Genomic DNA, 12,550 nt, shown 5'->3' with positions numbered 1-12,550 from the left:
TCGACGAATTTCTCGCCGGCCTGCCGGCCGGCATCCAGCTTTTTTCCCTGCTGCAGTCCAATCCGGCCCTGCTCAAGCTCCTGGCAACGATCATGGGTGCGGCGCCCCGGCTGGCGGCGATCATCACCCGCCGGCCGCATGTCTTCGATGGTCTGCTCGACCCGGCCTTGCTGACGGAGCTACCGGACCGCGCCTATCTGTCGGCACGGCTTTCCGCCTTTGTCGAGGGCGACCGGCTTTATGAGGACGTGCTCGACCGGCTGCGCATTTTTGCTTCCGAGCAGAAATTCCTGATCGGCGTCCGGCTGCTCGCCGGCTCGATCGATCCGGCGCGCGCCGGCCGCGCCTTCTCCGATCTGGCGGATCTCACCATCGAGGCTGCGTTGCAGGCGGTGACGGCCGAATTCGCGGCGCGCCACGGCACCATTGCCGGCGGCGTGGTTGCGCTGCTCGGCATGGGCAAGCTCGGCAGCCGCGAGCTGACCGCCGGATCGGATGTCGACCTGATCCTGCTTTACGACCACGCGCCGGACGCCGAGGAGTCCGATGGCGACAAGCCGCTGGCGCCTTCGCATTACTACACCCGCATGACGCAGCGGCTGATCGCAGCTGTGTCGGCGCCGACGGCGGAGGGCGTGCTCTACGAACTCGACCTGCGCCTGCGGCCATCAGGCAACAAGGGTCCTGTGGCGACCCATATCGATGCCTTCAAGAAATACCAGCGCCAGGAAGCCTGGACCTGGGAGCACATGGCGTTGGCACGCGCGCGCGCCATAGCTGGCGACGCCAGCCTGTGCAGTGAGGTTGAAGCGGAAGTGGCGGCGGTGCTTGGTCAGCCGCGCGACGCCGCAAAGGTGATGGCCGAGGCCTCGGAGATGCGGGCTATGATCGAGAAGGAAAAGCCGCCGCGCGACCTGTGGGACATCAAGCTGATCCCCGGCGGCCTGATCGATCTCGAATTCATCGCCCAAGTCGCTGTCATCACCGGGCAGGTAGGCGCCGGGCCGCGCGTTACCGGTACCGCCGAAATCCTTTCGCGCCTGTCACCGGGCTTCGCCAATGCCGGGGCGAGGCAGGAGCTTTTCGACGCCTATGCGCTCTATCTGGCGCTGACCCAGATGACGCGGCTGTGCCTTACCGGAGCCTTCGAGCGCGACGACGTTCCGCCGGGGCTTTCGGATCTGCTTCTGGCGGTGACCGACCTGCCGGATTTCGGTGTGCTCGAAGCACACCTCAAGGAGACGTCGCAGAAGGTCAGGAAGGATTTCGACCTTTTGCTTCGTGCGGGATGACCGGGAAGCGATCGTCCCTTGGAATCGGGGACGTTTCGTGGTCCTCCAGTCTCATGCAGCTACTCTGTTCGCCGAATCTGCTGCAGCGCCCGGCTTGCGTGAGACTGCAAAATCCGGTCGCGCAGATAGGCATAGAAACGCGGCGGCAGCATGCCATAGTCGAATCGGGACGGTTTGCTCCCCGCGATAGGCCTGAGATCGGGACCCGGCCAGAGGAAATGATTGGTTTCGGTGACGACGATCCATGATGGCGTGTCATCGAGGCCGAGATAGGCTTTGAGGGGCGCAGGTATTTCTACTGCATCGGCAGGATCTGCTGGTGGCGAGTGTGTGACCGGAACGACCGTTATGACTTCACGGCCCTCCACGACCGCGCGGCGACAATGGCGCATGATCGGTTTTTGCGACCTTCTTCGGCACCCTTTTCGTGTTCTCTCACCCAGAGGTAAGAATAGGAAATCACCAGACCCGGGATAGGTTTGGGCAGGCTCACGGTGTCCAGTCTTTGAGCATTGCATCAAGCCCGGCATATTCGCTCGATACGGCGCTTTCGGCGATGGCGTTAAGCGTCTCGTCGTCCAGCTCTTCCACAGGACGGGCGACCCGTCCCTTGACCAAGACCTCGAACATCGCCGCCGACAGGAGTACCGTGTGGGTCCGGCCATTCTTTGTGATTGCGACCGGCGCACGCTGGGCAGCATCCTGAAAACGCCCGACATTCTGCTGGAATTCCGTTGAAGTCACTCGCATGACAAGGCCTTTCTTTTTTATCCAAAATAGATAAAATAGATAACTTTGTCAAAGCGTTTCACCTCGCGTCCACGAGGTGGATCAGGCCTGGGATGGTGATAAAAACTTCACGCTGCAACCTTGACGGCCAGCACGCTCTTCTTCACCGGAATGCGCACCGACACGATAGTGCCGACACCTTCGCTCGACCGGATCTTCAGCGCGCCGCCCTGAAGCTCGGCCAGCGAACGTGAGATGGCAAGGCCAAGGCCGGACCCGGCATGGCTCTTGGAGAACTGGTTCTGCACCTGTTCGAACGGCCGTCCGAGCTTTCCGAGCGCCTCCTTGGGGATGCCGCAGCCATTGTCCTCGATCGTCAGCACCAGCGCGCCGGATGTGTTGCGGGCCCTGACCGATATGTGGCCGCCGTGGCCGGTGAACTTCACCGCATTGGACAAAAGGTTGATGACGATCTGCTTGATCGCACGGCGATCGGCGACCAGCGTCAGCGCATCGGCAATGCGCGTTTCCACGGAGATGGCCTTTTGCGCCGCCTGCAGCGAAACGACGCGTACGGTTTCGCTGATCAGCGGGCCGAGGTCGATCTCTTCCCGGTCCAGAGAGAACTGGCCGGCCTCGATCTTGGACATGTCGAGAATATCGTTGATGACGCCCAGCAGGTACTTGCCGCTGCTGTTGATGTCGGTGGCATATTCCTCGTAGCGCTCCGATCCGAGCGGGCCGAACAGCCCTTGTTCCATCAGTTCGGAGAAGCCGATGATGGCGTTCAGCGGCGTGCGCAACTCATGCGACATGTTGGCCAGGAATTCGGATTTGGCCCGGTTCGCCGCTTCGGCCCGTTCGGTTTCCTTCATGTATTTGCGGTTGAGGTCGACCAGTTCGCGCGAACGCTCCTCTTCGGCCCGCCGCGCGAGGCTGAGATCATGGATCGTTGCCATCAGCCGTCGCTCACTGTCGACCAGCTTCTCCTGGTGCAGCTTGATCTGGGTGATGTCGGAACCGACCGAGACGATGCCGCCGTCCCGGGTCTTCAGTTCGTTGACCTGCAGCCAGCGGCCATCGGCCAACTGCCGCTCGAAAGTGGCGCCGCCCTGCAGGCCGCTGGTGTGGGCAAGCCGCCTTTCGGAAGCAAAGGCCAGCATGCGTTCTTCCAGAGCCGCGCGCGCGGTGCCCGGCATCACGTCGCGGTCCGAAAGCCCGTTGTCCTGCTGGTATTTGGAATTGCACATGATCAGGTGCTGCGTCGAATCCCACAGCACGAAGGATTCGTTGATGTTCTCGATCGCCGTTCTGAGGCGAAGGTCGGCAGCCTCGGAACGCAGCGCCAGATGACGCTGTTCGGTGACGTCGACGGCGATGCCGATCAGCTGGATCTCCGGCGCTTCCGGATCGATGACCTGTGCCCGCGCGCGCATCCAGACCCATTGGCCATCGGCATGGCGCATGCGGAACACCTGATCGATGTGATCGATCTCGCGAGCGACGATTCTGTTGGCGAGCTCGAACAGGTCGCCGTCCTCGGGATGGATGATCTGATCGACCTCGCCGAAGGACAGCATCGTTTCGCAAGGCTTGTAGCCGAGCATGTCGTACATCGAGCGCGACCAGTACATCTTGCCGCGCACCATGTCCCAGTCCCACAGGCCGCAGCGGCCGCGAACCAGCGCCATGTCGATGCGCTGATGCGCTTCGAGGTAGATGCGGTCGGCCGCCTGCGCACGTGCCGCCTGGCCGAAATAGGCATAGAGGATGACGATCAGCACACCGGCCGTCAGCACGAACAGGGTGACGTTCAGCGAAACGGTCTTGCGCCAGGCATCGAAAACCGCGTCCTGTGGCACCAGGGCCGCCGATGCACCCTTTCCGCCATTCGCCAGGCTGACCGCGGCGTACCAATCCCGTCCGTCGATGTTGACGTCCATGACGCCCGCACGATCGCCGAACATGAACAAGGGCTGGCCGCCCTCGACGAGGCCGTCCAGAGAATGGCCCTGCCATGGCATCGAGCGTGGCGTCACCGCGACGATCTTGAAAGCGCTGTCGGTGATGACAAGCACATGGCTGCGGCCCATCGCGCCCTGACGGCTGGTGGTCTCCAGCAGATCCTGTATGGCGCCGGGCACCGTTTCCGAGGTGGTGGCGAGCGAACTGGCCAGCTGGCCCGCCGCCAGCGTCAGGATCGCCTTGGCATTGCGCTCGACATCGTCGCGCTCGTTCATCAGCGACAGCACGCGCAGCGCCGCGATGACGATCAGGAAGGTGATGATGAGGACGGGTATTGATCGGCGCAGCAGCGGCTCGGCGGCCAGAAGCCGCCGGTAGGCCGGTTCGGCGATGAGTCGCGTATTCCCGGCAAGACCGTCGCCGCGCGTCTCACGATGCGCAAAAACCGTCCCTCCGGGCGCGCCCCACGCGTCCGCCTTCGCCATAAATGGCACTCCCCGAATTTGCCTATGCTGCTTGGTGATCCGGCAAACGCCGCACTTCCGAATCGTCAGTAAAGAATCAAAGGTGATTCGCCTTGTCCAGTGGTCCGGCGAAAAAAGATTAAAAATCGACTAAAATAATGGGCTTTCGCTGGCGCAGCGCCTAACGGAAGCCGCTGCTGGCAGGTCCTGGTTGAAATTCACCAGCTTGGCGGCGTGCACGGATCTCCCTTCTGCCACAAGGGGAGAAGGAAGAGAGCGGCTAAGCCAGCGTGCGCTCGACAATATCCCGCAGATCCGCCGACAGGTTTTCGGCGCCGGCGATCGAGAGCAGCGCTTCCCTGGCCTTCGCCTGCCGCAAGGGTTCGAGCGAACGCCAGGATCTGAGCGCCGTCGCCAGCCTTGCCGCCACTTGCGGGTTGCGCTTTTCAACCTCGAGGACGGTTTGAGCAAAGAACCAGTAGCCTTCGCCGTCGGCCCGGTGGAAGCCGGTCTGATTGGCGCTGGAGAAGGTGCCGATCAGCGAGCGCACCCGGTTCGGATTGCCCATCGAGAAGGCCGGGTGGTTGGTCAAGGCCTTCACGGTGTCGACGGTTTGCGGCCCCGGTACGCTGGCCTGGATCTGGAACCATTTGTCCATGATCAGCGGGTCGGACCCGTAGGTCGTCTCGAAAGCCGCCAGCGCCTCGACCGCCTCGGGCGAACCGTGGTGACGATGCGCGAGCACGGCAAGTGCTGCCGCGCGGTCGGTCATGTTGGTCGCGGACTGGAAATGCCCGGCAGCGAGTTCCGCTCCGCCCGGCTGCAGCGACAGATAATCCAGCAGGGTGTTGCGCAAGGCGCGTCGCCCGGCGCTTGCCGCGTCGGGGCTGAACGCTTCTCTGTCGGCAAGGCTGAGGTAGAGGCCCGAAAAAACGTCCCGGTTCGCAGTGCCGATCGCCAGCGCCAGTGCCTCGCGAGCCGCATAGATGGCATCGGGGTCGATGTTCCTGCCGATGTCGCGGGCAATGTCGGCTTCGCCGGGCAGGGCCAGCGCCAATGCCCGATAGGCCGGCTCCAGCGTCTCGTCGCCGGCAATGCTGCCGGCGAGTTCGATCAGCCGCGGCGCAAAGGCCGGCTGCTTGCCGCCGAGGATCTCGCGGAACGCTGATATCAGCGCATCGGTCAACAATGTGTTGAAAGCCTGCCAGCGCGAGAAGGCGTCGCCGTCGTGGCGGGCGAGGAAGAACTGGTCGTCGGCTTTCTGCTCGACGGACAATGTCACCGGCGCCGAAAAGCCGCGGTTGAGCGACACGGCCGGGCGCTCGGTGACGCCTGAAAACCGCACCATGTGGCGACGCTTGCGGATATGGATGACGCCGTCCTCGACGCTGGCGCCCTCGACGCTACTATACGGCACAGGCTTGCCGCCGGCGCCGATCAGCCCGAAAGCGAGCGGGATGTGCATCAGCCGCTTGCGGCTTTCGGAGGGTGTCGGCGGCACCGACTGCTCGATTTCGAGCGTGAACTCCTGCGCGGCCGGATTGTGCGTCGAACTGATCGTCAGGTTCGGCGTTCCCGCCTGATGATACCAGAGCGCGAACTGCGACAGGTCGCGGCCGGACGCATCCTCGAACACCTTGATGAAATCCTCGATCGTCGCCGCGTCACCGTCGTGCCGCTCGAAATAGAGGTCCATGCCGGCGCGAAACACGTCGGCACCGAGAATTGTGCGGATCATGCGCACCACTTCGGAGCCCTTCTCGTAGACCGTCGCGGTGTAGAAATTGTTGATCTCGCGGTAGCGGCGCGGCCGCACCGGATGCGCCAGTGGGCCCTGGTCCTCTGGAAACTGGTGGGCGCGCAAGGTCCGCACCTCGGCAATACGCTTGACCGCGCGCGAGCGCTGGTCGGCGGAGAATTCGTGGTCGCGGAAAACCGTCAGGCCTTCCTTCAGGCAGAGCTGGAACCAGTCGCGGCAAGTGATTCTGTTGCCTGTCCAATTGTGGAAATACTCATGCGCTATGATCGCCTCGATATTGGCGAAATCGGCGTCCGTCGCGGTCTCCCGGTCGGCCAGCACATATTTGTCGTTGAAGATGTTGAGGCCCTTGTTCTCCATCGCGCCCATGTTGAAGTCCGACACGGCGACGATGTTGAAGACGTCGAGATCGTATTCGCGGCCGAACGCCTCCTCGTCCCATTTCATCGACCGCTTCAGGGCGTCCATCGCATAGCCGGCCAGCGTCTCCTTGCCGGGCTCGACATAGATGCCGAGCTCGACCGTGCGGCCGGACAGGGTGACGAAACTGTCCGCGAGCCGGCCGAGATTGCCGGCCACCAATGCGAACAGATAGGACGGCTTGGGGAAAGGGTCGTGCCACACTGCATAATGCCAGCCGTCGCCGAGGTCGCCCTTTTCGAGCGGGTTGCCGTTGGACAGGAGCAGCGGCGCCTCGTCGCGCATTGCCTCCATGCGCACCGTGTAGACGGACAGGATATCGGGACGGTCGAGGAAATAGGTGATGCGGCGAAAGCCCTCGGCTTCGCATTGCGTGCAGTAGACGTGGCTCGAGCGGTAGAGGCCCATCAGGGCTTCGTTGCCCGCCGGCGCCACCTCGGTCTCGATGAGCAACTGGAAGCGCCGCGCCACCGGTGGCTTGAGGATGGTCAACTGGTCGGGCGTCGCCAGCAGATCCGCCGGTTTTACCTTCTTGCCGTCGATCTCGATGTGCTTGAGCGTAAGCCCGTCGCCGTCGAGCACCAACGGAGCCGATGCGGAGACGCCGTCACGGCGCTCTATCGTGAGCACGGCGGTGACACGCGTTGCGTCTGGCGAAAGGCGGAAGGTGAGGTCGGTTTGCGGAATGAGGTAGTCGTTGGGGCGATAGTCTTCGAGCTTGAAGACCTGGCCGGTGTCCGTGCGCATTCCGTGGGTTTTCCTGTCGATTGCGTTGGCGGCGGATTGTGTCCGCTGGTCCAAGAAATTTGAAGTCCGCGCTCTTTACACGAAACGGCCCCTCGACAAAACTGAGGCAATGCCTATTTCAGGCGTTCGTTCTCCTGTCATCATCACGAGGCATCCATGACCGTCGTCACACCGAAATTCGGCATGGGCGCATCCGTGCTGCGGCGCGAGGATGCCGCCTTCATCCAGGGCCAGGGCCGTTATACCGACGACATCCAGCCGGCTGGCGTCCTGCATGGCTATCTCCTGCGTTCGCCGGTCGCCAAGGCCAGCTTCACCATCGGTTCGACCGAGGCGGCGAAGGCCGCACCTGGCGTCCATCTGGTACTGACCGGCAAGGACCTTGCCCATCTCGGCGATCTGAAATCCGGCGTCATGCAGGAACAGCCGGACGGCACCAAGGCGCCGACGCGCGACATCCCGATCCTGTGCCGCGACCGCGTCAACTATGTCGGCGATGCCGTTGCCTTCGTCGTCGCCGACAGCCGTGCCTTGGCGCAGGATGCCGCTGAATTGATCGATGTCGACTATGACGGCGAAGACGCGGCTTCCGGGACCGCAAATGCACTTGCCGAAGGCACGCCGCTGGTCTGGCCGGAGCTCGGTTCCAACCGCGCCTTCAGCTACCACATGGGCGACAGGAAAAAGACCGAAGCGGCTTTCGCCAAGGCCGCACACGTCACCCGCATCGAGTTCGTCAACAACCGGCTGGTCTGCAACTACATGGAGCCGCGCTCCGCGATCGGCGAATGGAACGTCGAGGAGAAGCGCTTCGTGCTGACCACCGGGTCGCAAGGCGTGCACTCCATGCAGTACATCCTGGCCAGCGTGTTCAAGATCAAGAAGGGCCAGTTGCGCGTCATCACACCTGATGTCGGCGGTGGTTTCGGGCCCAAGAGCTTCGTCTACCGCGAATATCCGCTGGTGCTGGAAGCGGCGAAGCGGCTTGGCCGCCCGGTGAAGTGGGCCGGCGACCGCACGGAACACTTTCAGACCGACGCGCAAGGCCGCGACAATTTCGTCACGGCCGAGATGGCACTGGACAAGGACGGCCGCTTTCTCGGCATGAAGGTGGACCTGCTCGCCAACATCGGCGCCTATATCTCGCAATATGGTCCGTTCATCCCCTATATCGGCGTCACCATGTCGACCGGTGTCTACGATATCCAGGCGCTCGACGTCTCGGTGACCGGCCTCTACACCAACACCTGCCCGGTCGATGCCTATCGCGGTGCCGGCCGGCCGGAAGCAGCCTTCCTGCTGGAAAAACTGGTCGATGCCTGCGCCCACGATCTCGGCCTGCCCGTCGAGGAGATCCGCCGCCGCAATTTCATCCGGCCGGAGCAATTTCCCTACCGGACGCAAACCGGCCGCCTCTACGACACCGGTGAATTCGAAGGCCATATGGAGCGCGCCATTGAGCAATCCGAATGGAAAGCGTTTCCGGAGCGGCTGGCGCAGTCGAAGGCCGGCGGAAAAATCCGCGGTCTCGGCATGGCGACCTATATCGAGGCCTGTGCCTTTCCGGGCTCGGAGCCGGCCTTCGTCGAACTCAATGGCGACGGCACGGTGACGCTGAAGATCGGCACCCAGACCAACGGACAGGGACACGCCACCGCCTATGCGCAGTTCCTGTCGGAAAAGCTCAATCTCGACATCGACAAAATCCATGTCCGCCAGGGCGATACCGATGAATTGAAGGCCGGCGGCGGCACCGGCGGCTCGCGCTCCATTCCGCTGGGGGGTGTGTCGGCTTCCCGCGCGGGCGAGGATCTGGCCAACAAGATCAAGCGCATCGCCGCCGACGAGCTGGAGGCTTCTGCCGGCGACATCGAGTTGTCCGATGGTGTTGCCCGCATCGTCGGCACCGATCGCTCGCTCGATTTTTCCAGCATCGCCAAGGCCGCCAAGACGCCTGACGATCTCAAGGGCTTTGGCGAGTTCGTGCAGGACGAATGCACCTATCCCAACGGCACTCATATCTGCGAGGTCGAGATCGATCCCGACACCGGCGCGACCGAGATTGTCCGCTACACCATCGTCGACGATTTCGGCGTGACCGTGAACCCGATCCTGCTCGCCGGCCAGGTGCATGGCGGCGTCGTGCAAGGCATCGGCCAGGCACTGACCGAGGACACTATCTACGGCGAGGACGGACAGCTTTTGACGGCGAGCTTCATGGATTACGCCATGCCGCGCGCCGACAATTTCCCGTTCTTCCATTTCGAGACCCGCAACGTGCCGTCGACGACCAATGCACTCGGCATCAAGGGCGCGGGCGAGGCCGGCACCATCGGTTCGACCCCGGCGGCACTCAATGCGGTGACCGACGCGCTCTGGCGCGCTTATGGCGTCAAGCACATCGACATGCCGGCAACGCCGGCGCGTATCTGGGCGACGATCCGAGAAGCGTCGGGAGCGTGACAGCGGGCCCCGGCAGCCCCTCGGCCACAGCCAGCGATGATGCCGGCGGGCACGACACGCTTACCGGCATCATGCTCAAGATCGTGTCGGTGGCGGTCTTCGTCGGCATGCAGACCTGCATCAAAGCCGCAGGCACGGTTCCGGCCGGCCAGATTGTCTTCTTCCGCTCTTTCTTCGCCATCTTCCCGATCATCGCCTTCCTGGCCTTCAGGAAAGAGCTCGGCACTGCCTTCACCACCAAGCGTCCGTTCAACCACATCGCCCGCGGCCTGGTCGGCGTCTGCGCCATGGGGCTCGGCTTTTTCGCGTTGACCCGGCTGCCGCTGCCGGAAGCGATCACGCTGAACTACGCGCAGCCGCTGCTGGTGGTGGTGTTCAGCTCCATCTTCCTCGGCGAGGCTATCCGCGTGTATCGCTGGAGTGCGGTCGCGGTCGGCCTGGTCGGCGTGCTGATCATCTCCTGGCCGGAACTGACGCTGCTGAGTTCCGACCAGGCGCTCGACGACCAGGAAGTGCTTGGCGTCATGGCCGCTCTTGTCGCGGCGGCGATCTCGGCCGTCGCCATGCTCTTGGTGCGCAATCTCGTGCAAAGCGAGCGTACGGCGACCATCGTGCTGTGGTTTTCGGTGACGGCGAGCGTCATGTCGCTGCTCTCGCTGCCATTCGGCTGGCAGGCGCTGACGCCGCTCCAGGCGGCCCTTCTTGTTGCCGCCGGCTTCTGCGGCGGCCTTGGCCAGATCCTGATGACGGCGGCCTATCGCCATGCCGAAGCCTCGGTCGTGGCGCCGTTCGAATACACCTCGATGATCCTAGGCCTCGTCGTCGGCTATCTCGTCTTCGGCGACGTCGCCACGCTCCATATGCTTGTCGGCGGCCTGATCGTCGTCGCCGCCGGCATCTTCATCATCTGGCGCGAACGCCAGCTCGGCCTGGAGCGCACCCGCACGCGCAAGGCATCTTTGCCTGAAGGGTGATTACGAACGTTCGGCCCGTTCCTTCGCCAACCGAACCAGCACCGTCCTCGTCTGTTCATCGGCGGGGAAAAACGATTCGATCGCCAGTTCCGAAAGCGTCACGTCGAGCGGCGTGCCGAACACGGTGATGGTGCTGATGAACGACAGCACCTGATCGCCATGCGCCAGCCTGAGCGGATGCACGATGGCGTTCGCCTCGACCGGCGACGGCCGGCTGCCTCTCAAGCCTGACGGATAAGTCCTCAGCTCACGCTCGAGTTCGATCAGCACCGCGTCGCCGCTCGCGTCATTCTGGTGTTTCAGGCGCTCGAGCAGATGCGTGCGCCATTCCTGGAGGTTGACGATGCGTGGCGCGATGCCGCCGGGATGCAGGCTGAGGCGAAGCACGTTGACCGGCGGCGTCAGCAGCGAAGCCTCGCTGACATCGGCAAGGAAGGGAGCGATGGCGGCGTTGGCCGAAACCAGGTTCCAGTGGCGGTCGACAGCGAGTGCCGGGAACGGCTCGTGGCCTTTGAGCACGATTTCGACCGCCGCCATCGCTGGCGCCATTGTCGTGTCGGTCAGCGAGCGTTCGCCGAAACTGGGGGCAAAGCCGGCGGCGAGCAGCAACTGGTTGCGTTGCCTCAGCGGGATCGACAATTGCTCGGCCAGATGCAGCACCATGTCGCGCGAGGGCGCGGCGCGGCCGCTTTCGACGAAGCTCAGATGCCGCTGCGAGATTTCGGCCTCCATGGCGAGGTCGAGCTGCGACATGCGCCGGCGCGTGCGCCATTCGCGAATAAGGCTGCCGGCGGAGGTTTGGGCTGTTGTCATGAGTGAATGGTTAGGCTGGTGAGGACGGCATTTCAATTACCTGCGAGGTTATCGCTAGGTGAGCGCTCGCAGCTTTGCCTTCACTTCGAGGAAATCCCGCCACGCCAGCTTCTTGTGCGACGGGGTTCGCAGGAGATAGGCCGGATGCAGCGTCGGCATGGCCGGGATGGCGATGCCGGATGCCGTCGTGTGAACGCGCCAATTGCCGCGCAGCCGCAATATGCCTTCCGAGGTGTTGAGCAAGGTCTTGGCCGACGGGCCGCCAAGGTTGATCAGCACCTTGGGATTGACCAGCTCGATCTGCCGTTCGATGAACGGCCGGCAGATCTCGGTTTCGTGCGGCGTCGGCGTGCGATTGCCCGGCGGCCGCCAGGGAATGACATTGGCGATATAGGCTGAAGTGCGGTCGAGCCCGATCGCGGCCAGCATGCGGTCGAGCAGCCGGCCCGAGCGGCCGACGAAGGGCAGGCCCTCGATGTCCTCGTCGCGGCCGGGCGCCTCGCCGACCAGCATGACGGCGGCTTCCGGGTTGCCGTCGGCAAACACCAGGTTCTTGGCGGTGGCCTTGAGATTGCAGCCCTCGAACGCCGCCATATGCTGGCGAAGCTCGTCCAGCGTCGTTGCTGTGGTCGCCAATTGGCGGGCAAGTGCCGCCTGCGCTTCGTCGGGAACCGCAGTCGTCGCAGACGGCGACCGCGCGACGGGTGGTGCATTTGCTCTGTCCCCGGCTTCGCCGCGGGACACGGTCGTCGAGCGCAGCGGTGCGGCGGTGCCACCCGAAGGCGCTGCGATCGGCGCGCGCTCCATCGGCTTTGGCGCAACCTCGGCGAACCGGTTCACCGGCTGCTCTTCGAGCGCCTCGTCGACGCCCACGCTGGCGTAAAACGCCAGCAGGTCGGCGATATCAGGTCTGTTGGTTGGGGA

General features: G+C 63.6%; 8 protein-coding genes and 1 pseudogene. 3 read left to right on the top strand and 6 right to left on the bottom strand.

Annotation, left to right across the window (positions count from 1 at the left end; all coding sequences use genetic code 11):
* Window positions 1-1,292: pseudogene (locus EN879_RS08865) on the top strand (bifunctional [glutamine synthetase] adenylyltransferase/[glutamine synthetase]-adenylyl-L-tyrosine phosphorylase); the annotation flags it as partial.
* Between the two features lie 59 nt (window positions 1,293-1,351).
* On the opposite strand, the gene EN879_RS08860 reads toward EN879_RS08865, so the two are convergent.
* The 4 genes from EN879_RS08860 to pepN form a co-directional block, all read right to left on the bottom strand.
* A complete protein-coding gene (locus tag EN879_RS08860) occupies window positions 1,352-1,684 on the bottom strand; it encodes a hypothetical protein (protein ID WP_244514280.1) in 333 nt (110 codons plus the stop codon).
* A gap of 97 nt (window positions 1,685-1,781) precedes the next feature.
* The gene (locus EN879_RS08855; RefSeq protein ID WP_013532628.1) at window positions 1,782-2,042 is read right to left on the bottom strand and encodes a type II toxin-antitoxin system prevent-host-death family antitoxin; all 261 of its coding nucleotides are present in this window, start codon (window positions 2,040-2,042) and stop codon (window positions 1,782-1,784) included.
* A 107-nt stretch (window positions 2,043-2,149) separates the two neighbouring features.
* A complete protein-coding gene (locus tag EN879_RS08850) occupies window positions 2,150-4,471 on the bottom strand; it encodes a PAS domain-containing sensor histidine kinase (RefSeq protein ID WP_013532627.1) in 2,322 nt (773 codons plus the stop codon).
* A 259-nt stretch (window positions 4,472-4,730) separates the two neighbouring features.
* Complete coding sequence (gene pepN, locus EN879_RS08845) at window positions 4,731-7,376, bottom strand: aminopeptidase N (protein ID WP_063167698.1); 2,646 nt, start codon at window positions 7,374-7,376, stop codon at window positions 4,731-4,733.
* 156 nt (window positions 7,377-7,532) lie between these two features.
* Here pepN and EN879_RS08840 point away from each other — a divergent pair, with 156 nt between their 5' ends.
* Both EN879_RS08840 and EN879_RS08835 read left to right on the top strand, forming a co-directional pair.
* Window positions 7,533-9,839 (top strand): xanthine dehydrogenase family protein molybdopterin-binding subunit, encoded by a 2,307-nt coding sequence (locus EN879_RS08840; RefSeq protein WP_063167699.1) that lies wholly within the window; start codon window positions 7,533-7,535, stop codon window positions 9,837-9,839.
* Window positions 9,840-9,910: 71 nt separating this feature from the next.
* Window positions 9,911-10,813 carry a DMT family transporter gene (locus EN879_RS08835; RefSeq protein ID WP_244506971.1) on the top strand — a complete coding sequence of 301 codons (903 nt, stop codon included), beginning with the start codon at window positions 9,911-9,913 and terminating at the stop codon, window positions 10,811-10,813.
* On the opposite strand, the gene EN879_RS08830 is transcribed toward EN879_RS08835, so the two are convergent.
* Both EN879_RS08830 and EN879_RS08825 read right to left on the bottom strand, forming a co-directional pair.
* Window positions 10,814-11,626, bottom strand: a complete 813-nt coding sequence (locus tag EN879_RS08830) for a helix-turn-helix transcriptional regulator (RefSeq protein WP_013532623.1) — start codon at window positions 11,624-11,626, stop codon at window positions 10,814-10,816.
* 54 nt (window positions 11,627-11,680) lie between these two features.
* The coding region (locus EN879_RS08825) for a uracil-DNA glycosylase (protein WP_164774348.1) at window positions 11,681-12,550 on the bottom strand (870 nt) is incomplete at its 5' end.

It is taken from the genome of Mesorhizobium sp. M7A.F.Ca.AU.002.02.1.1 (assembly GCF_003998535.1).
In the GTDB taxonomy this organism is placed as follows: domain Bacteria; phylum Pseudomonadota; class Alphaproteobacteria; order Rhizobiales; family Rhizobiaceae; genus Mesorhizobium; species Mesorhizobium ciceri.
Note: the sequence above shows the minus strand (reverse complement) of the source record. Positions and strands in the feature narration are given on the sequence as shown.

Excerpts from the sequence above, each read along its gene's own strand:
- EN879_RS08860 (WP_244514280.1), bottom strand. The coding sequence starts at position 1,684 with ATGCGCCATTGTCGCCGCGCGGTCGTGGAGGGCCGTGAAGTCATAACG.
- EN879_RS08855 (WP_013532628.1), bottom strand. The coding sequence starts at position 2,042 with ATGCGAGTGACTTCAACGGAATTCCAGCAGAATGTCGGGCGTTTTCAG.
- EN879_RS08850 (WP_013532627.1), bottom strand. The coding sequence starts at position 4,471 with ATGGCGAAGGCGGACGCGTGGGGCGCGCCCGGAGGGACGGTTTTTGCG.
- pepN (WP_063167698.1), bottom strand. The coding sequence starts at position 7,376 with ATGCGCACGGACACCGGCCAGGTCTTCAAGCTCGAAGACTATCGCCCC.
- EN879_RS08840 (WP_063167699.1), top strand. The coding sequence starts at position 7,533 with ATGACCGTCGTCACACCGAAATTCGGCATGGGCGCATCCGTGCTGCGG.
- EN879_RS08835 (WP_244506971.1), top strand. The coding sequence starts at position 9,911 with ATGCTCAAGATCGTGTCGGTGGCGGTCTTCGTCGGCATGCAGACCTGC.
- EN879_RS08830 (WP_013532623.1), bottom strand. The coding sequence starts at position 11,626 with ATGACAACAGCCCAAACCTCCGCCGGCAGCCTTATTCGCGAATGGCGC.